14 protein-coding genes, 1 tRNA gene and 2 rRNA genes are annotated in these 21,142 nt (G+C 33.1%); 6 read left to right on the top strand and 11 right to left on the bottom strand.

The window, feature by feature from the left end:
- Positions 1–64: 64 nt before the first annotated feature.
- Positions 65–1,420 (bottom strand): DNA repair protein RadA, encoded by a 1,356-nt coding sequence (gene radA, locus ST1E_RS00990; protein WP_015389386.1) that lies wholly within the window; start codon positions 1,418–1,420, stop codon positions 65–67.
- Between the two features lie 156 nt (positions 1,421–1,576).
- Here radA and ST1E_RS00985 point away from each other — a divergent pair, with 156 nt between their 5' ends.
- Positions 1,577–2,449, top strand: coding sequence for a phytoene/squalene synthase family protein (locus tag ST1E_RS00985; protein ID WP_015389385.1), 873 nt, complete (start codon positions 1,577–1,579; stop codon positions 2,447–2,449).
- A gap of 11 nt (positions 2,450–2,460) precedes the next feature.
- Here the strand turns inward: ST1E_RS00985 and clpB are convergent, their stop codons facing one another.
- Together clpB and ST1E_RS00975 are read right to left on the bottom strand one after the other, a co-directional pair.
- Positions 2,461–5,046, bottom strand: coding sequence for an ATP-dependent chaperone ClpB (clpB, locus tag ST1E_RS00980; protein WP_015389384.1), 2,586 nt, complete (start codon positions 5,044–5,046; stop codon positions 2,461–2,463).
- A 67-nt stretch (positions 5,047–5,113) separates the two neighbouring features.
- Complete coding sequence (locus ST1E_RS00975; RefSeq protein WP_235043591.1) at positions 5,114–6,157, bottom strand: lytic murein transglycosylase; 1,044 nt, start codon at positions 6,155–6,157, stop codon at positions 5,114–5,116.
- Positions 6,158–6,874: 717 nt separating this feature from the next.
- Here ST1E_RS00975 and queF point away from each other — a divergent pair.
- Positions 6,875–7,690, top strand: coding sequence for an NADPH-dependent 7-cyano-7-deazaguanine reductase QueF (queF, locus tag ST1E_RS00970; RefSeq protein ID WP_015389382.1), 816 nt, complete (start codon positions 6,875–6,877; stop codon positions 7,688–7,690).
- Positions 7,691–7,704: 14 nt separating this feature from the next.
- Here queF and ST1E_RS00965 read toward each other — a convergent pair whose 3' ends face one another.
- The 5 genes from ST1E_RS00965 to ST1E_RS00945 all read right to left on the bottom strand — a co-directional run bounded on the left by ST1E_RS00965 (position 7,705) and on the right by ST1E_RS00945 (position 12,679).
- Positions 7,705–8,949, bottom strand: a complete 1,245-nt coding sequence (locus ST1E_RS00965; RefSeq protein WP_015389381.1) for an MFS transporter — start codon at positions 8,947–8,949, stop codon at positions 7,705–7,707.
- An 85-nt stretch (positions 8,950–9,034) separates the two neighbouring features.
- A complete protein-coding gene (gene pgsA / locus ST1E_RS00960; protein ID WP_015389380.1) occupies positions 9,035–9,628 on the bottom strand; it encodes a CDP-diacylglycerol--glycerol-3-phosphate 3-phosphatidyltransferase in 594 nt (197 codons plus the stop codon).
- A gap of 36 nt (positions 9,629–9,664) precedes the next feature.
- Positions 9,665–11,482: an excinuclease ABC subunit UvrC gene (gene uvrC / locus ST1E_RS00955; RefSeq protein ID WP_015389379.1), complete on the bottom strand. Its 1,818-nt coding sequence runs from the start codon at positions 11,480–11,482 to the stop codon at positions 9,665–9,667.
- A gap of 3 nt (positions 11,483–11,485) precedes the next feature.
- Complete coding sequence (acpS, locus tag ST1E_RS00950) at positions 11,486–11,938, bottom strand: holo-ACP synthase (protein ID WP_015389378.1); 453 nt, start codon at positions 11,936–11,938, stop codon at positions 11,486–11,488.
- 15 nt (positions 11,939–11,953) lie between these two features.
- The gene (locus ST1E_RS00945) at positions 11,954–12,679 is read right to left on the bottom strand and encodes a pyridoxine 5'-phosphate synthase (RefSeq protein ID WP_015389377.1); all 726 of its coding nucleotides are present in this window, start codon (positions 12,677–12,679) and stop codon (positions 11,954–11,956) included.
- Positions 12,680–13,134: 455 nt separating this feature from the next.
- Between ST1E_RS00945 and rpmB the strand changes: the two genes are divergently transcribed.
- From rpmB to holA, 4 genes are all read left to right on the top strand, one after another.
- On the top strand, positions 13,135–13,350 hold the full coding sequence (gene rpmB, locus ST1E_RS00940) for a 50S ribosomal protein L28 (protein ID WP_015389376.1): 216 nt from the start codon (positions 13,135–13,137) through the stop codon (positions 13,348–13,350).
- A gap of 40 nt (positions 13,351–13,390) precedes the next feature.
- Positions 13,391–13,558 (top strand): 50S ribosomal protein L33, encoded by a 168-nt coding sequence (gene rpmG / locus ST1E_RS00935; protein WP_015389375.1) that lies wholly within the window; start codon positions 13,391–13,393, stop codon positions 13,556–13,558.
- A gap of 232 nt (positions 13,559–13,790) precedes the next feature.
- Positions 13,791–16,460, top strand: a complete 2,670-nt coding sequence (leuS, locus tag ST1E_RS00930; RefSeq protein WP_015389374.1) for a leucine--tRNA ligase — start codon at positions 13,791–13,793, stop codon at positions 16,458–16,460.
- Positions 16,461–16,553: 93 nt separating this feature from the next.
- A complete protein-coding gene (holA, locus tag ST1E_RS00925) occupies positions 16,554–17,468 on the top strand; it encodes a DNA polymerase III subunit delta (RefSeq protein ID WP_015389373.1) in 915 nt (304 codons plus the stop codon).
- Between the two features lie 193 nt (positions 17,469–17,661).
- Here holA and rrf read toward each other — a convergent pair.
- The 3 genes from rrf to ST1E_RS00910 all read right to left on the bottom strand — a co-directional run bounded on the left by rrf (position 17,662) and on the right by ST1E_RS00910 (position 21,111).
- Positions 17,662–17,775: ribosomal RNA gene (rrf, locus tag ST1E_RS00920) — 5S ribosomal RNA — on the bottom strand.
- 154 nt (positions 17,776–17,929) lie between these two features.
- Positions 17,930–20,814 (bottom strand): 23S ribosomal RNA (locus ST1E_RS00915).
- Between the two features lie 221 nt (positions 20,815–21,035).
- A tRNA-Ala gene (locus tag ST1E_RS00910) sits at positions 21,036–21,111 on the bottom strand.
- Positions 21,112–21,142: the final 31 nt, after the last annotated feature.

Below are 21,142 nucleotides of genomic sequence, written 5' to 3'. Positions count from 1 at the left end.
TAATAATTAATTAAAATACTAACACCATAAAAATAAACATTTATTGGTGTTAGTAAATAGATGGTTAATACATTGATTTTATAATCTTGAAAGAATCTTCTAATCTATTAGAGGTTAATATTTCTAAGCCTTCTATTCTTTTTATAGGTTTATTTGATGATGGTATTAAGGCCATATTAAATCCAAGCTTAACAGCCTCCTTTAAACGATCTTGACCTTTTGATGCTGGCCTGATCTCACCTGCTAAACCAACTTCTCCAAATGAAATCATCTTTAAAGGTAATGGTTTGTTAACTAATGATGAATATATAGCTAGCAATACTGGTAAATCAGCAGATGGTTCTATAATTCTTACACCTCCCACAATATTTACAAAAATATCTTTATCACTAGTTGGCAGTTTTGCCTGCCTATTCATAACAGCAAGCAACATTGATAAACGGTTAGAGTCAAAACCAATTGTAAGTAATCTTCTATTAGATGTGCTTGAGGTATTTACTAACGCTTGTATCTCAATTAATAATGGTCTTGATCCTTCTTGAGTTACCATAACGCATGAACCAGAAACTTTATCCCTATGTTTAGACAAGAATAAAGCGGACGGATTTGCAACACCTAACAAACCTTGATCAGTCATCTTAAAAGCACCAATCTCATTAACTGGACCAAATCTATTCTTAAAAGATCTAATAATACGAAAGAATGAATGATTTTCCCCTTCAAAGTATAAAACTGTATCTACTATATGTTCTAATATTCTTGGTCCTGCTAATGATCCATCCTTAGTAACATGACCTATTATTAATACTGTAATGCCAAATTGTTTTGCCATTCTTGTGATTTGTATAGCACAATCCCTAACTTGAGAAACAGATCCCGGTGCAGAACTAGATAAATTGCTAAACATGGTCTGTATTGAATCGATTACAACAATTTGAAATTTTACCTCAACAATAGAAGAAATAATTTTATCAATATTGATTTCAGACAGCACATTTACCTTTTCTGTTAACAAATTTAGTCTAGAAGCACGTAATGCAACTTGTTCAACAGACTCTTCACCGGTAACATACAAAACATTATTGTTTTCTGATAAAAATGCTAGAGACTGTAATATTAAAGTTGACTTTCCTACACCAGGATCTCCTCCTATTAAAACTATAGACCCAGCTACTAGACCTCCACCTAAAACCCTATCAAACTCATTAATTCCCACAGTAATACGATTTGATTTGCTAATTCCTATATCAGAAAGTCTTTTGATTTCATCTATGTTAGTGCTTATTTTTTTATATGCATTAGAAATATCATCGATACATGAAACAGAAAATGAGTTCCACGAACCACAACTTGGGCACTTTCCAAGCCATTTATGAGTAATGTACTCACACTTTGAACATTTATAATTCGATTTTGTCATATGAAGAACATCTTAACTAATAATTTATAATTTAAAACAGGTGAATTTTTTTGATAAATTAATCAATTATTAAGATAAAGATTTGTTAATAAATTGTAATGGATTTAGAATAAAGCTTCATTATCTATATATTTATATAACTGATTAATAATTAAAATGACACCAAATGAATACTGTGAAAAAGAATTTGCTCCTGCTGGATCAAATATGTATTATGCAACTATTTTGTTACCTAGTAATAAAAAAAGAGCTCTAATCTCAATGTACGCTCTACATAAAAAAATAGAAAACATATTGTCAGATTGCCATACGATGACCGTGGCTTACTCAAAAATTGCATGGTGGAAAAATCAAATTTATAGAATGCAAAAAGAAATGTCAGACCATCCAATTACTAAAGAATTATCTTTGCATATAAAAGAATATCCATTCATTTGTGATGAATTAATTTATTTTATAAATAATATAGAAAATATTTTAGAGAAAGATTTTTTTTACAACTTGAAGGATCTATATAACAACTACTGGACCACTAATAGAGTAATATGTGGTCTTTTTAATAAGGTATTCTGTAATGATGATGATAATGCTGCTATTTACAATGAAAAGATCGGAATAGCAATACAGCTTACAAACTCAATACGAAATATATACATAAATGCAAAAAATGGAATTATATTTTTACCAAATGAGGATTTGGATAAATTCAACTTAAAAATAAAAGATATAAGCAATGGTGAAAATTCAGAGAATTTTAAAAAATTTATAAAGTTTCAAGTAAAAAGAGCAAAAGATTTATATAGAGATGCTATAACCGACATTAATTCTTATAATTATAAAAAATACAGAGAAAGTTTTGCTGTCGCTGGTATAAATTATGCAATACTAGAAAAAATAGACTCATTCAACTCAGATTTTTCAAATGAAATGGTATCAATAACGCCCATAAAGAAATTATGGATATCCTGGCGTGCACTTAATAGTAATGGTAAAAGTTTTATAAAAAAACTTTCACCATTACAAATATAAACTCACTTACATTAATTATTAATTTTGAAAGTGAATTCATTATCAGAATAATTTACACTGATCCTGTCATTTTCACCAACCTTACCCTCTAGTATTAATCTAGATAATGGGTTTTCAATGTAATTTTGAATTGTACGTCTAAGAGGTCTAGCTCCAAACACAATATCAAAACCCTTATTTGCTAATGATGAAATAGCATTTTCTGTTAAATCTATGCGCATACTCTTTTGTTTCAAACGATCTTTCAATTGATCTATTTGTATCTTTACTATAGAAGACATTTGCTCTAGCTTTAAGCTATGAAAGAAAACAATCTCATCTATACGATTAAGAAATTCAGGCCTTAAAGTTGCCTTCAATTCCTCCATGACAACTTTGCGTATCTCGTCATAAGTATCATTCATCATACTCTGAATATGGTTGGATCCCAAGTTCGATGTCATTATAATGATTGTATTCCTGAAATCAACAGTTCTGCCATGACTATCAGTCAAACGTCCATCATCTAGGACTTGTAATAAAACATTAAAAACATCAGGATGAGCCTTCTCAACTTCATCTAACAACACAACACTATAAGGCTTTCTTCTAACTGCTTCTGTTAAATAACCTCCTTCTTCATAACCAACATAACCAGGAGGAGCTCCTATTAATCTTGCAACTGAGTGTTTTTCCATAAATTCACTCATGTCTATTCTTATCATGTGATCCCTAGAATCGAACATAAAATCAGCAAGAGCTTTTGCTAACTCAGTTTTACCAACCCCTGTAGGTCCTAGGAAAAGAAAAGAACCAGAAGGTCTTGACTGATCTGATAATCCAGCTCTGGCACGAAGAATAGCATCAGAAACAGCATTAACTGCCTCAGATTGTCCTATAATTTTAGAGTTTAAAAAATCACTCATATGTAGCAATTTCTCTCTCTCTCCCTGCATCATTTTTGACACTGGAATACCAGTAGCTCTAGAAACCACTTCCGCTATTTCCTCAGCTCCTACCTGAGTACGAAGTAATTTAAACTTCTTATCACTAGATTGATTTATAGAATAACTTTCTGCTGATTTTAATTTTTCTTCTAATTCTGGTAATTTTGAATATTGCAACTCTGCTAATCGATCGTATTGTCCATTTCTTTGAAATTCAGCCATTTTTGCTTTTAAGCTATCTATCTCTTCTTTTATGTTTTTGGTTCCTTCAACAACATTTTTCTCTGATTTCCATATTTTTTCATAATCATTGTATTCTTGCTGTATTTTCTTTAATTCATCTTCTATAACACACAATCTTCTCTTAGACACATCGTCAGATTCTTTCTTTACTGCTTCTCGCTCTATCTTTAATTGAATAATTCTACGCTCTAGTTTATCCATGGCTTCCGGCTTAGAATCAATTTCCATCCTAATACGAGCGCCAGCTTCATCTATTAAATCAATAGCTTTATCTGGTAAAAAACGATCAGTAATATAACGATTAGATAATTCTGCTGCTGCAACTATAGCCGGATCGGTAATTTCCACACCATGATGAATCTCATAGCGTTCTTGCAATCCACGAAGAATAGCTATCGTGGATTCAACATTTGGCTCATCTACAATAACTTTCTGAAATCTCCTCTCTAAGGCAGCATCTTTCTCTATATATTTACGATATTCATCCAGAGTAGTAGCACCTATACAATGTAGTTCGCCTCTTGCCAATGCTGGCTTAAGCATATTGCCTGCATCGATAGATCCTTCTGCTTTGCCAGCACCCATTATTGTATGTAGTTCGTCTATAAACAATATGCTGCTACAATCTACTGAAATATCTTTTAATACTGCTTTTAAACGTTCCTCAAACTCACCCCTGAATTTTGCTCCTGCCACTAAAGATGCCAAATCTAAAGATAGTACTCTTTTATCACGCAAATTATCAGGAACCTCGCCATTTATTATCCTCTGTGCTAATCCTTCTACTATAGCTGTTTTACCAACACCTGGCTCACCAATTAATACAGGATTATTTTTTGTTCTACGTTGTAAAATTTGAATAGTGCGTCTTATTTCATCATCACGACCTATGACTGGATCAAGTTTACCTTGGCGGGCCAAAGAAGTAACATCAGTAGTATACTTAGACAATGCATTACGGTTAGATTCATCATTCATATTAGATATTTTATCAGACCCTCGAATATTGTTAATAGACTCTTTTAACAAATTAGTTTTTAGACCAGACTCCTTTAATAAAACAGAAACATCACCTTTATCATCTGATAAAACTATTAATAATATTTCGCTAGAAATATAATCATCTCCTCTTTTACTAGCTTCTTTTTCAGCTCGAATAAATAATCCTTGTAATTCTTTACCTAATTGCACATCATTTATATTATGAACCTTAGGTAGTTTCTTTAATGCAACATCCAAAAGTGTATTTAATTTACTAATAACAACTCCAGAACTAACCAGTATATTAGAAATAAAGGTATCCTCATCATCTATCATAGCTTTTAAAATATGTATAGATGTAATGTATTGATTGTCATTTAATACGGCTAAGCTTTGAGCATCTAATAAATTCTTTTGGAGTTTTACAGTCAGTTTATCGGTTCTCATATCATTCACCAAAAGCGGTAGATAAAAAATTGTTTACAAATAAAACAAGACATACAAAAAATTATCTTTATCGATTAATTATATTATCCAATGGCCAAGAAACATGTAAATAATCATCATTATTTTTAAAATAATTAAATAATAAAGACACTGCTAAAGCATACTTCTTAGACCTATTATAACTTAATATAGATTTAAAATTATCACTTACTAGAAATATAGGGCCTTCAGATCCTGTTGGAGCAAATATCACTGCTTTCACATGTTCTAAATCTTTACAATATATATCATGATTATCTATTATTATTACTCCATATTTAAACCATTCACTTAAAGAATATCTATCATCTCCTAAAAATTCTACCCCAATGGGAATTTTTACTAAAAGATCTCTAGGAAGATATACTTCTACTGCAGCAGGGACATTGTGTATCCAATTAAAATTTCTTTTTTTCAAATGATTGGCTGTAGAAGCTAATGAGTCAACTATAGACCCATATAAATCTATGATACCATCACCATCACCATCTACAGCAAGCTCATAAAAAGATGTTGGAATAAATTGAGTCATACCAAAAGCACCACTCCAAGATCCAATAAACTTTTCCTTTTCTACCAGCCCATCTCGTAACATAGTAATAGCAGCATAAAAATTTTTCTTCCATAATGGATTAGACTCAGTACAAGCCCTAGTAAACCATGCATCTAAAACACTGGTATTACCTAATGTTTTACCATAATTAGTTTCTATACCAAAAATTGCTACTAGTAACTCGTAATCAATATTGTAAATATTAGATAGTTCTTCCAGTTGACTCTTAAACTTATTTATAACTAAAAGTCCTTCTTCTTTTCGTTTTGTATTGATTGCATTAGAGATATACTTACTCCAACTATAAGAAACTTCCGGCTGCGTATCTTTCAATCTTATAGTGTTATGTAATAACTTTACATCTTTAGTAAAAAGATCAAAATCCATATAAGATATATTATTGTCAAGAGCATCTTTTCTCAATTTATCTAAACAATTATCTCTATATTCTAGATCAAATGAGATAGAACATTCATTACCATAAGATGAAAAACCAATAACAATAGAGGAGAAAATCATCAAAAATAAATTGCATAAACATCTGATAATCATGTCATGACACCCAACTATGTGACTAAATAATTATTATAAAACTATTTATATTAATTTATTTTTTGGTTATCTTTAATGCGAACATTATCAAGATAAAACCAATAAGTGATATACATGCTAGTGTTTTTTATGAAAAATCAAACATATAAATGCATATTAGTATACAAATAAATATTATTAGCCTATAAATATAATTAATATATAAAGAATATAAACATATAATGAATGACAGCAACTACTTAATAGCCTCTAAATTAAAATTAAGTAAAGACATAATATACATATAATGTTTTAATAAATAACAACATATAAAAATTAAACAATGTACATTATATTTATATCTTTATCGTAAAATAGTAAATTAATAGTGACTTTCTTGCAATAAACTTAAATACGAAAGATTTATATAGTAGTTTTACATAGATAATAGCAGCTTGAGATACTTATAAAAAATTATTGTAAATGCAAGGTTATCCTCTGGGCAGTTAAGAGGATTTATTATAACAAATAAGAAAAATATATAAAAACAGTAATTTGAATAAAGTTATTAAATTAGCTTAAATTAATTAAATTTCCTTAAAACACCAATAAATGATTTCATAAAAATGAAATTGCAATTTCAACAAGAAATATGTTAACTTAGATAAAATAATAGATTTACTTAATTTAATATTAACGATAAATATGGGCAATATAAATCCTTTAGGGCATGATATAGAATATTCATTCAAGTATGATCCGAACTATTTGTTTGCAATTCCGAGGAAAACTATTTCTAAAATACCAATGTATGGGTTAGATATATGGAATATATATGAACTATCTTGGTTAAATAATAATGGGAAACCAGAGATTGCAATTGCAAAAATTGAAATACCATCAAACAGCCTCAATATAATAGAATCTAAATCATTAAAACTATACTTAAATTCATTCAATAATACTAATTTTGAAAACATTAATGAAGTCAAAGATATTTTAAATAAAGACATATCGAATGCAATACAGTGTCCAGTCTTTATAAAAATGATCACTCCTGAAAACTTCCATATGCTATACATAGAAAAATCTAGTGATGTAGGATTATGTATAGATGATATAGAGGTAAAAATTAATATTTATAAACCATCTCCTGAATTATTAGAACTCTCTAATACTAGCGTAGATGTGGTTTCTGAAACAATTATATCCAGAATGTTTAGATCAAGGTGTCCTGTTACAGGACAACCAGATTGGGCAAGCATTAAAATAAAATATAAAGGAATAAAAATAGATCATTCTTCTATACTAAAATACATAATATCCTACAGAGACCATCTTGGATTTCATGAAAATTGTATAGACAAAATATTTATGGATATATCATATACGTGTCAACCAAACTACTTAAGCGTATACGGTAATTTCACTAGAAGGGGTGGTATAGATATCAATCCATGGAGAACAAGTGACAGAAATGAGCCACCACCACTAGAAAATTGCAGAACAGAAAGACAATGAAAAAATTTACTAAATTATTGCTTTGACCTCTTATCTAACCATTCAGCTATGTATACAGAAACTAGCAACATCAATCCTGCGACCATCCAAGGTAACCTGTAGAATCCAGAATCCATCATGAATCCGAATAGTATTGGTCCGCAAGCAGATCCTATATCCATTCCAGAATAAACGACACCATATACTAAACTAGTAGAATGTTTAGATGCTATTTTTCTCACTAGCATATCTCTAGAAGGGATAGCTATGCCAAAACAAAAACCTGCCACAATAAAAGCCACAGTTATGTAATTTGTTGGGATTAGGCCAATAGATATAGCAAATAGCGTAATACCAGAAACAACGAGCGATATTAAAATATTACCTTCCTTAAATCTCATAGCTGATATTAATAATCCGCCAACAAATATTCCCATAGCGGAAGACACCATATATGTTGATAGCATAGACCCTGCAAACATCTCGCTTAAACCATACAACCTAACTAAAATCGGTATAGTGTACTGTTGTATCGAAGATGTGGCAAACGAAGTAGCTATAAAAAATATAAAAGCACCCCACATCGCAAAGTGGGAAAACATCTTCACTATTGACCCTATATAATCTTTATTTTTTAATTCACTACTCTTATCATCGTTTTTACAAGTTGAAGTATCAATATATAAATAATCCTTAGATCTAATAACAAATAATAAAGACATTAGAAATAGTAAGGCAACGCTGAGTGCAGCCATTCGCCAATTGGTCATGAATATAACAGTTGTAATAAAAATAGGTGCACATGCCCAGCCAATACTTCCTGACAGACCATGTAAACTAAATGCATAACCTAGCCTATTATTACTTACCAGTTTATTAATAATTAAATAACCAGCAGGATGAAATACAGAATTACCAACTCCTCCCAGGATAGCGGAACACAACAATGAGAAATATCCAAAAGAATATGATATTGTTAAGCTAGAAACAAAAAAAGCTACCATCCCAAATAACAAGACTTTAAATGGGCCGTATTTGTCTACAGCTATGCCCGATATAACCTGACCAACACCAGATATTACATAAAAGACTGAAGCTAAAAAACCAAGCTTGGCAAAATCTAAAGAAAACTCTAACCCAAGAGCTATATATAACGATGGCAAAACCAACTGAAAAAAATGAGATAACGCATGTATAAAAGATATTAAAAGAATAATTTTCCAATCACGAGAACGAGTATCTTTGTCATATAAATGGCTATTTTGTGGAGAAGAATTCATATATGAAAACCGAATTAGTAAAAATTATCGCTTGTTTCTTGTATTCTATAACAAAAACACATGTTGTGTTAGAACATTATAAAAATTAATTATCAATGTTCTCATTGGGACAACATTTACTGTTTAGTGATGGCCAAGAGCATTTTATATAAAAAAACATCGATAATAAAGTCAATATGGATGCTAATGAAATTAGTATGGATCCGATCTTGAAAAAATAAACATGGAGAATAGGCTCTCCGTAAAACAAACAAGGTATTGCAATCATTTGAACCAAGGTCTTTAACTTCCCTAGTTTATGGACAGCGATAATGTCCTCAGCATCAATCCTTGCCATCCATTCACGCAAAGCTGATATAAATATTTCTCTGCCTATTATTATTAAAACTACTAGTGCACTAACACGATCGAGCTCCAATAAAACTATTAAAGACGCACATACTATAAGCTTATCGGCAACAGGGTCTAAAAAAGAACCAAATAAAGTGCTCTGATTCAGGCGACGTGCTAACCAACCATCAAGCCAATCTGTAAAAGCAGCCAAAATAAAAAGCATAGATGCAATACCATTACTAAATGCACTGCAAACATATTTATCGGGAATGTAAAATACTAATAAAATCAATGGAATTATTACAATACGAATAAAAGTTAAGATAGTTGGAGTATTTATAGGCATAAAACATAACCATAAGTTAACTTAAAAAATCTAATATTAATGTAAGGATTCATAAATATCATGAGCCAAAGAACTAGAAATGCCATCTATGGAAGAGATTTCCTCTATTGTAGCTGAAGCAATACCAGATAAGCTACCAAAATGTTTTAATAGTGAGGCGCAACGTTTTTTACCAATTCCCTTTATATCCATTACTTTGGAATGAGATCTTGATTTGTTGGCAACATTCCTCATTCCGCTGATAGCAAATCTATGGGCTTCATCTCTTATATGTGCTAATAGCATTAATGCCTCAGATTCAACTCCTAGCACAAGATCATGTCTATCATCTGCAAAGACAAGTGTTTCTAAACCTGTTTTACGATTCTCTCCTTTAGAAATCCCAATTAATAAACTAATATCTAAATTCAAATTCTTAAATACTCTTTTTGACGCCTCTATTTGCCCTCTTCCGCCATCAATCAATACTATGTTAGGTACTTTTATATTTTGTTTTGAAAATCTCTTATATAGGACCTGTTCTATAGCCGCACAATCATCACCAGGTTTTATTTTATCTATAATAAACAGTCGATATAAAGATGGATTCATTCCACAATTCTCAAAAACAACGCAAGATGCTCTAGTAGCCTCACCTTGAAGATGGCTGATGTCAAAACATTCAATTCTAAAAGATGATAAACTATTTGTTTTTATTTTTAGGATATCAACTAGCTTATTTATTTGATTAATATATAAACTAATATTATCAAATTTTTTTTGCAAGGCTAAATTAGCGTTATCAGTAGCTTGTTTTAACCACGAATATCTTATGCCTTTAAGAGGAGGTACGAATATTTTTATTTTTTTTCTTTCTCCACGATATTGTTTAATAATATTGATAGTATTTCTATCTGCAAAGTTATGGGAACACACTAGAACGTCAGGTAATTTATTTTTTAAATAAAATTGCGAAGAAAAAGCATCTAAAACAGCTTCAGGACCAATTAAATATTCATTTTCCGAAAAAGATCTGTCTCCTAAATGTTTTCCGTATCTAACCATAGCAACGTTAACACAATATTTATTTCCCTCAAAAACTATAGATATAATGTCTGTATCTTCATTATCAGAACTCTCCATAGTTTGTTTATTCAATATCTTTGATAAAGCCATTATCTGGTCACGAAATACAGAAGCTTGTTCGTAATTTAGCTCTAATGAAGCCTTATTCATTTTTTCTTTTATTTCTTTTATTAAATAACTAGATTGACCTTTTAGAAACAAGACTGCGCTATCAACATCCTTCAGATAGTTACTTTTGTTTATTAAGCCAACACAAGGAGCAGAACATCTACCAATCTGTCCTAACAAACAAGGTCTTGAACGATTGAGAAACATGGAGTCGTTACAATTTCTTATATGAAAAATCTTTTGCAAGATTCTAATAGTTTCACGTGCAGCCCATGCATCAGGGAAAGGACCGAAATACTGACCATCTATCTTTTCTTTATAAACTCTGCAAAAAACTAACCTAGGCCACTCATGAGACGATATCTTTAGATAGGGATAAGACTTGTCATCACGAAACAGTATATTATACCTAGGATGTATAGATTTTATTAGATTGTTCTCCAAAATCAGAGCATCAACTTCAGAATTTGTGACTGTAAACTCAATGCTAGATATTTTAGAAATCATAACATTAATTCTAGGGCTATTAGATTTCTTTATAAAGTAAGAGGATACTCTTTTCTTCAAATCTTTTGCCTTACCAATGTATATGACATTGTTAGAACTATCTATATACTTGTATATTCCAGGCAAATTAGGAAGATTAGATAGAAAAACTTTTAGATTAAGACTATCTATCATAATTTATAGGACATTTTTGCACTTCCTATCTGTAATAACAATAGCTAGAGCTAGGTTAATATCATCACTAATTGAAACATAGGCATCTTCATAAGTAGACCTGTACCATAAATCAAGATCAGAAGATAAAATAATTTTAGGAGAGCCTTTGCTAGAATTAATAATTTGGACATTTTTCCATGTAACAGGATATCGTATACCTGTATCAACAGCTTTAGAAAAAGCTTCTTTTGATGCTATCCTTGTGGTTAAAAATCTAATACCTCGCTCATAGTTAGAATTCAATCTTTTTTGAAAAACATACAACTCTTCTTCGCCAAGCATTTTCTTCAGAAAATGTTTTTGATATCTTTGATATAATGTTCTTACTCTATCAACAGATAACAAATCTATACCAACCCCTGCTATTCTAGGTATATTATTAATGTATTTATCTATCTTGAAATTATTAAACATTTTTAATAGGATACCTTACTTGGCCTTAGCCTCAAATATAACTTGCTTCATTATAACAACTGCGTTATAGATGCCATCGAATAAAGCTCTACTAATTATAGAATGACCAATGTTTAGTTCTTCTATTCCTTCAATAGTAGCTATACTAGCAACATTGTCGTAACTTAGACCATGACCAGCATTAACTTTTAATCCATATTTCTTTGCAAATTTCACAGCTTCATTAATTCTAAATAGTTCATTATTAATTTCTGTGAATTTGGCGTCAGAATACTTTCCTGTATGTATCTCTATAACACCAACTCCGATTTTTGCTGCAGCTTCTATCTGACCTATATCAGGATCAATAAATATTGATACATTTATCCCATTGCTACTCAACCGATCGGCGACATCTTTAATAGTAGAATTATATTTAATAACATCTAAACCTCCTTCTGTAGTTAACTCAGAACGATTTTCAGGAACAAGGCACACATCATTTGGTTTTACTTGACAAGCTATATCAATAATATTTTTTGATAAGGAACATTCTAGATTCATTCTAGTTCTTATCATTTTGCGCATGGTAAAGACATCACTATCCTGTATATGTCTTCTATCCTCTCTAAGATGCAATGTAATCAAATCTGCACCAGCATCCTCAGCCTTTAATGCGGCTAGTATAGGATCAGGATAATCCGTATATCTTTGTTGTCTTATTGTAGCAACGTGGTCGATATTCACACCTAGTTTAATCATCACCTATCTCCATTAGTAAAACAACTGAATTCCGCGCAAGACTGTATAACAATATAAAATACATTACATGAAATTATAAAATTAGTTAATCAGTATATTATAGCTAATATACTAGTTATTAATGTCTAATAATACAACTAAGATGAGGATGCTGATAATAATCTATAGGTTATAAATTAGTTAATTCTAATGAATTAGAACATTAGTTATCTAACAAAATAAGATTAAACAATCGATAATAAAAACATATGAATATGCTATAATGAGGGCTGTTGGTTTTTATCTTGTTTATGTGCCTGTACAATTTTTATATAAATAAGTATAATAACCAGTTCTAATATTTTTTTGCGCAGTAATAAATCTGCCGTTAAGGAAAAGACTTAATATCTGGAAGACTCATCTTTTGCAGAATTTTATTATATTGTCAAAATTACCTAAAAATAAAGGTGTTTTTTATGGCCCGTGTATGTCAAATAACAGGTAAAGCTCCCATGGTAGGCAATAATGTCTCTCATGCAAACAATAAAACTAAAAGACGTTTTCTACCTAACCTGCAATCAAGAAGGTTTTGGATAGAAGAGGAAAATAAATGGATACGACTCAAGGTATCTACTAAAGCGATTAGAACAATAGACAAAAATGGAATCAAATCAGTCTTAGATAACTCTTAATAATAAGAATTATAAGATTAATTAAAATAGGAAAACAAAAATGGCAAAGGGATCTAGGGAAAAAATTAAATTAGAGTCAACAGCTGGCACTGGTCATTTTTATACAACTACTAAGAATAAGAAAAATAGTCCAGAAAAAATCTCATTAAAAAAATTTGATCCGGTAGTAAGAAAACATGTTGGATATAAAGAAATAAAACTTAAATAATTCTAATTACATAAATTATTACTTCATAGGTATCTCTTAATTTAAACCCTGATCTAGTTTATGTCTTTTAGAACAATCATCACGGTTCTCATTAAAGAGATTTTTATATCTTTTAATGTTTTTAATTAAAAAATAAAATTATTCATATAATCAATATAGTTAATTCTATGATTAATATGACAAAATAGAGCATTATTGCATATTACCCCAATACATTTAAATCTAATTAGCAATGAAAGAATACTACGATCATAACTTAATAGAAAAAACAGCTCAGACATATTGGGAATCTAATAGAATATACAAGGTTGAAGAATATGCAAAAAATGCCGACGGGAACTTAAAACCAAAGTTTTTTGCTTGTTCTATGCTTCCATATCCTAGTGGTAAATTGCATATGGGTCATGTTAGGAACTATACCATTAATGATATGATGACGCGATATATGCGCATGAAAGGTTTTAATGTATTAATGCCGATGGGCTGGGATGCTTTTGGAATGCCAGCTGAAAATGCAGCTATAAAATCTAAAATATCACCCTCTGAATGGACAAGAAATAATATTTCTTACATGAAAAAACAGATGCTAGCAATGGGTCTAGCGATCGATTGGTCTAGAGAAATATGTGCTTGCGATCCAGCATATTACAAGTGGAATCAATGGTTATTTTTAAAAATGCTAGAGCATGGGATCGTGTACCGAGACACCCAAATAGTTAATTGGGATCCAGTAGACAAAACTGTACTAGCAAATGAACAAGTTATTAATGGCTGTGGCTGGAGATCTGGTGCTATAGTAGAGAAAAGAGAAATTCCAGGTTACTATCTACGAATAACTAATTATTCTGAAGAACTGCTGGAAGATCTTAATAGTAAACTCAAGGAATGGCCTGATCAAGTTAGATTGATGCAAGAAAAATGGATTGGTAAATCAGAAGGATTAGATTTTTACTTTGAGCATCAAATATTAGATGCAAATGGAAATCTTTTTCAAAATGGCAAATTACATGTGTTTACAACAAGACCAGATACATTAATGGGCGTAACTTTTTGTGCTATATCTTACGAACACCCATTGGCAAAACTGGTTGCTGAAAATAATACTGAAATAAAAGAATTCTTGGATCATTGTAAAACCGGTGGAACAAAGGAATCAGAATTAGCTACAAAGGAAAGATTAGGTATAGATACCGGATTAGTAGTTACTCACCCGATAACAAAAGAAAATATAACTATTTGGATTTGTAACTATGTATTAATGAATTACGGTAACGGTTCTATAATGGGAGTGCCTGCACATGATGAAAGAGACTTTCATTTTGCAAAGAAATATGGAATTGATATTAAACAAGTAATTGCAAAAAAAGGTAAAATATTCGATAAAACGCAATGGAACGATTGGTATAAAGATACAGATAATGCGTACTTAATTAATTCTGGTAAGTATGATGGTTTAGATTGCGTATCGGCAAAAAATGAAATATTTTCTTACATCTCAGAGAATAAAATCGGCAAAAACAAAACAATGTGGAGATTACGTGATTGGAGCGTATCTCGTCAAAGATATTGGGGAACACCTATACCGATGGTAAACTGCAGCACCTGTGGAGCTGTACCATTACCAGAGGAAAACCTGCCAGTATTATTGCCTGAGAATCTAATTCCTGATGGTAGTGGAAACCCACTAAAAAAAGATGAAGTTTTTATAAAATGTAAATGTCCAAAATGTGGTAATGAAGCTCAACGTGAGACAGACACAATGGATACATTTGTTGATTCTTCTTGGTACTTCATGAGATATACTTCTCCCGATAATAAAAATTCTGTTATAGATAATAGATTTAATTATTGGATGCCGATGGATCAATATATAGGCGGTATAGAGCATGCAGTACTACACCTTCTTTATGCAAGATTCTGGTGTAAGGCAATGCGAGATATGGGGCTTCTACAGCTTGATGAGCCAATAAAAAAATTACTTTGTCAAGGCATGGTTCTTAATCACACTTACTCAAGAAGAAATAATTTAGGAGGCCTAGAATATTTTAACTCCAATGACATAGAAACATATCAAAATGAAAATTCGGATATAAAAGAATATAAATTAATAAAAGATGGCTCTTATGTGGAATATAATGGCATAAGCACCATGTCAAAATCTAAAAATAATGGTGTTGATCCACAAGTTATAATAGATAAATTTGGTGCTGATACAGCACGTTTATTCATAATATTTGCTAGCCCACCAGAACAGACATTAGAGTGGTCAGAATCTGGAATTGAAGGTGCTTATCGTTACCTAAAAAAATTATGGAAAATATGCTATACAAATAGAGATTCATTGTTAAATCAAAATAAAAATAATAAAGAAGATATATTTTGTCAACTAAATGACAATCAAAAGTTTCTAAGATTTAATTTATATTCAAATCTTATAAAAGCTAATTATGACTATAAAAGGGTACAATATAATACAGTAGTCTCAACATCAATGAAAATATTGAATGACATTGAAAGCTTTATATCAAGAGAAAAACTAAATAAAAATGAAAATTACTCTATGGTTTTAAAAGAATCTATAGGAGTACTATTGAGAATACTTTATCCAATTATTCCGCACATAACATGGAATCTATGGAGAGAATTGGGATATAATCTGACAATGGGAGACATAATAGAAGCCGAATGGCCGGAAGTTGACCAAAACGCTGTTTTAAGTGAAAATACTAAAATTATTGTACAGGTTAATGGAAAGTTACGAGGATCGTTTCTTGTTTCTTCTGATGCCAGCGAAGAAGATATAAAAGAAATGGCAATGAAGCACGAAAGTGTATTAAAGTTTAGTGATAATATAAAAAGAATAATTGTAGTTCCAGGAAAATTAGTTAATATAGTGGTGTAAATATAGCTTAATTTTTCTAATTATGCTTACGACTAAGATATAAGGTGAAATTATGTCTTAGTCATAATAATGCGTATGCTTTATTTATAAATAATGATAAGAACTTTAGATTATAAAAATATAAACAATTATATTAAAAATATAAATGGTGACTTTTCACCTGTTTATATACTAACAGGGACAGAGCAATTACTTATAAATGAAACTATAGATAAAATACATTCTCATTTATTCAAATATAATTTTCATAATTATTCTAACCTAGTAATGGATTCAAAAAGTGATTGGTTATCATTACTTAACTCAATATCAACTTTAAATTTATTTGATAAAAACAGAATTTTTAATATAAATATTAGTTATGGAAATATCGGAAAATTGGGATCTGATACTATGACTAAAATATCTCAATATATAAAAAAAATAAAACCTGTGAAAGATGTATTAATTATTCAAATGCAAAAAAATAATAAAATTATTCATAGCAGCTGGATGAAAAATTTAATAAATATAGGTATAACCATAAATATACCCAATATCAGACAAGATAATCTTCCTATCTGGATTAAAAATAGATTACAAGAACAAGGCCAATACACAGATGTAAAAACAATAGAATGGATGGCTAATAATCTAGAAAATAATTTATTGGGGGCATCACAAGAAATAGAAAAACTTAGTTTTTTGTTCTCCAAAGGTAAGATCAGTGACATTGATGTAAAGAGTAGTATTCTAGAGAACCTATCTAACTATAATCTATATGATTTTCGCATATCAATACTGGACGGTAACGTTCCGAGATTAACCAAAATACTGCATTATTTTAAAATAAACGAGCTATTCCCAGTTCCGTTAATTTTATGGGCTATTTATGAGGATATAAAAATAATAGGGAAGTTAATAGAAAATAATCACTCATCACAAATAATAGAAAAATTAAATATTTTTGGAAAGCACAAAGACTCCCTTATGAGATTTAGTATAAAAATAAAAAAACAAAATCACTAGAGAGTATTCTGATACAAGCACATAAAATAGATTTAATTAACAAAAGGAAAGTAGAGCTACCGGAACGAACTCATGGAACTCATGATATTTGGAATGAGATACATAGTCTAGCTATAAGCTTTGCCAGACTATATAATTGATACTGATATTCCTCCACATAAAATATTATGTGAAGGAACTCAATTTTCTAGAAGCCTGACGATAACCTACTTTCGCAGACGAGATGTCTACTATCATCGGCGCAAAGGCATTTAACTGTCCTGTTCGAGATGGGAAGGAGTGGAACCACCTTGCTATGGTCGTCAGGCAAAACCTGAACTTAGTGATTTAATTTCACTACAAATAATCTAAGAAGAAGCATTTTAACAAACAGATGATGATTGTGTATCTTTTGCAAAGCATTATCATAATCATTTTATAAAATAAAATCAATTTCAGCCTATAACAACCTGCAGTGTTATAGGATCAAGCCTCACGGGCAATTAGTATCGGTTAGCTTAATACATTACTGTACTTACACACCCGACCTATCAACGTCCTGGTCTTGAACGACCCTTTAGGGGGATCTAAGTCCCCGGGATACCTAATCTTCAGACGAGTTTCCCGCTTAGATGCTTTCAGCGGTTATCTCTTCCGTACTTAGCTACCCGGCTATGCCATTGGCATGACAACCGGTACACCAGAGGTACGTCCACTCCGGTCCTCTCGTACTAGGAGCAGGCTCTGTCAAGTATCCAACGCCCACGGCAGATAGGGACCAAACTGTCTCACGACGTTTTAAACCCAGCTCACGTACCTCTTTAAATGGCGAACAGCCATACCCTTGGGACCTACTACAGCCCCAGGATGAGATGAGCCGACATCGAGGTGCCAAACACCGCCGTCGATATGAACTCTTGGGCGGTATCAGCCTGTTATCCCCAGAGTACCTTTTATCCGTTGAGCGATGGCCCTTCCATTCAGAACCACCGGATCACTATGTCCTGCTTTCGCATCTGTTCGACGTGTCAGTCTCACAGTTAAGCACGCTTATGCCATTGCACTAACAGCACGATTTCCGACCGTGCCTAGCGTACCTTAGAACTCCTCCGTTACTCTTTAGGAGGAGACCGCCCCAGTCAAACTGCCCACCATGCACTGTTCCAAATCCGGATAACGGATCAAGGTTAGAATCGCAAACAATCCAGGGTGGTATTTCAAGGATGGCTCCACACAACCTAACGGTCATGCTTCAAAGCCTCCCACCTATCCTACACAAGATTATTCACAATTCAATGCAAAGCTACAGTAAAGGTTCATGGGGTCTTTCCGTCTAGCCGCGGGTAGATTGCATCATCACAAACATTTCAACTTCGCTGAGTCTCAGGAGGAGACAGTGTGGCCATCGTTACGCCATTCGTGCAGGTCGGAACTTACCCGACAAGGAATTTCGCTACCTTAGGACCGTTATAGTTACGGCCGCCGTTTACCGGGGCTTCGATCAAGAGCTTGCACCCCATCAATTAACCTTCCGGCACCGGGCAGGCGTCACACCCTATACGTCGACTTTCGTCTTTGCAGAGTGCTATGTTTTTAATAAACAGTCGCAGCCACCGATTATCTGCGACCTCTTCATGCTTTGAACGCAAGTTCATCACAATAATGAGGCATACCTTCTCCCGAAGTTACGGTATTAATTTGCCGAGTTCCTTCTCCTGAGTTCTCTCAAGCGCCTAAGAATATTCATCCCGTCCACCTGTGTCGGTTTGCGGTACGGTCTTGTACAGCTGAAGCTTAGAGGCTTTTCTTGGAACTACTTCCAATCACTTCGCAAAACATGTTTGCTCGTGCCACACCCTTGAATCATGTAACCGGATTTTCCTAATTACCATCTATAATGTAGCAACAGGGATATCCAACACCCTGATGATTTTCTGCAATCCGTCCCCCCATCGCACTGTACAATGGTACTGGAATATTAACCAGTTTCCCATCAGTTACGCATCTCTGCCTCACCTTAGGGGCCGACTCACCCTGCGCCGATGAACGTTGCGCAGGAAACCTTGGACTTACGGCGAGGAGGCTTTTCACCTCCTTTATCGCTACTCATGTCAGCATTCGCACTTCTGATACCTCCAGCATCCTTTACAAGACACCTTCGCAGGCTTACAGAACGCTCTCCTACCGCGTATATTAAAATATACGCCCGCAGCTTCGGTTTATCGCTTAGCCCCGTTACATCTTCCGCGCAGGACGACTCGATCAGTGAGCTATTACGCTTTCTTTAAAGGATGGCTGCTTCTAAGCCAACCTCCTGACTGTCTATGCCTTCCCACTTCGTTTCCCACTTAGCGATAATTCGGGACCTTAGCTGGCGGTCTGGGTTGTTTCCCTTTCGAGTCCGGACGTTAGCACCCGGTGCTCTGTCTCCCACGCTGTACTTGTACGTATTCGGAGTTTGCCATAGTTTGGTAAGTCGCCATGACCCCCTAGCTATAACAGTGCTCTACCCCATACAGTAATACGTGAGGCACTACCTAAATAGTTTTCGGAGAGAACCAGCTATTTCCAGATTTGTTTAGCCTTTCACCCCTATCCACAGCTCATCCCCTAATTTTTCAACATTAGTGGGTTCGGTCCTCCAGCACGTGTTACCGTGCCTTCAACCTGGCCATGGATAGATCATCTGGTTTCGGGTCTACACCCAGCGACTATATCGCCCTATTCGGACTCGCTTTCGCTACGCCTCCCTTATTTAGTTAAGCTTGCCACTGAATGTAAGTCGCTGACCCATTATACAAAAGGTACGCAGTCACGGAACAAGTCCGCTCCTACTGTTTGTATGCATACGGTTTCAGGATCTATTTCACTCCCCTTCCGGGGTTCTTTTCGCCTTTCCCTCACGGTACTGGTTCACTATCGGTCGATCACGAGTATTTAGCCTTGGAGGATGGTCCCCCCATATTCAGACAGGATTTCACGTGTCCCGCCCTACTTTTCTTACGCTTAGTTCCACATCAAAGATTTCGTCTACAGGGCTATCACCTACTATGGCAGAGATTTCCATCTCTTTCGACTATCAATAATGCTAAAACGTAAAGGCTGATCCAATTTCGCTCGCCACTACTTTCGGAATCTCGGTTGATTTCTTTTCCTCGAGTTACTGAGATGTTTCAGTTCACCCGGTTCGCTTCTACTGACCTATGTATTCAGTCAGTGATACTCCTTTAAAGGAGTGGGTTTCCCCATTCGGATATCTGCGGATTACAGCTTGTTTTCCAGCTCCCCGCAGCTTTTCGCAGGATACTACGTCCTTCTTCGCCTGTGATCGCCAAGGCATCCACCATATGCACTTAGTAACTTGATCCTATAACACTAAAGGCTATATAGATAATTGACTTTATTTAAATGTTTATGAATATTCCAATTAAACTTGGAACTTTTTTGCAATCACAACCCTATGTCTATTAATTAAAATAGAACATCTTTCGTTGTGCTTCTTCTAGATTTTTAAAGAACAAATAGCTTATTTAATAAAGCTTAAATCTTATACTTAAATGCCTATGTATAAGATTTAAACTCTGTGTGTGGTGGAGGTGAACGGGATCGAACCGATGACCTCCTGCTTGCAAAGCAGGCGCTCTCCCAACTGAGCTACACCCCCAAAGTATCGAAAGGTTTTGCCCAAACATTTA

This window comes from Candidatus Kinetoplastibacterium galatii TCC219 (assembly GCF_000340905.1).
Taxonomy (GTDB): domain Bacteria; phylum Pseudomonadota; class Gammaproteobacteria; order Burkholderiales; family Burkholderiaceae_B; genus Kinetoplastidibacterium; species Kinetoplastidibacterium galati.
This window is presented reverse-complemented; position numbering and strand designations above follow the sequence as displayed.

Coding starts and splice junctions, on each gene's coding strand:
- radA (WP_015389386.1), bottom strand. CDS start 1,420: ATGACAAAATCGAATTATAAATGTTCAAAGTGTGAGTACATTACTCAT.
- ST1E_RS00985 (WP_015389385.1), top strand. CDS start 1,577: ATGACACCAAATGAATACTGTGAAAAAGAATTTGCTCCTGCTGGATCA.
- clpB (WP_015389384.1), bottom strand. CDS start 5,046: ATGAGAACCGATAAACTGACTGTAAAACTCCAAAAGAATTTATTAGAT.
- ST1E_RS00975 (WP_235043591.1), bottom strand. CDS start 6,157: ATGATTTTCTCCTCTATTGTTATTGGTTTTTCATCTTATGGTAATGAA.
- queF (WP_015389382.1), top strand. CDS start 6,875: ATGGGCAATATAAATCCTTTAGGGCATGATATAGAATATTCATTCAAG.
- ST1E_RS00965 (WP_015389381.1), bottom strand. CDS start 8,949: ATGAATTCTTCTCCACAAAATAGCCATTTATATGACAAAGATACTCGT.
- pgsA (WP_015389380.1), bottom strand. CDS start 9,628: ATGCCTATAAATACTCCAACTATCTTAACTTTTATTCGTATTGTAATA.
- uvrC (WP_015389379.1), bottom strand. CDS start 11,482: ATGATAGATAGTCTTAATCTAAAAGTTTTTCTATCTAATCTTCCTAAT.
- acpS (WP_015389378.1), bottom strand. CDS start 11,938: ATGTTTAATAATTTCAAGATAGATAAATACATTAATAATATACCTAGA.
- ST1E_RS00945 (WP_015389377.1), bottom strand. CDS start 12,679: ATGATTAAACTAGGTGTGAATATCGACCACGTTGCTACAATAAGACAA.
- rpmB (WP_015389376.1), top strand. CDS start 13,135: ATGGCCCGTGTATGTCAAATAACAGGTAAAGCTCCCATGGTAGGCAAT.
- rpmG (WP_015389375.1), top strand. CDS start 13,391: ATGGCAAAGGGATCTAGGGAAAAAATTAAATTAGAGTCAACAGCTGGC.
- leuS (WP_015389374.1), top strand. CDS start 13,791: ATGAAAGAATACTACGATCATAACTTAATAGAAAAAACAGCTCAGACA.
- holA (WP_015389373.1), top strand. CDS start 16,554: ATGATAAGAACTTTAGATTATAAAAATATAAACAATTATATTAAAAAT.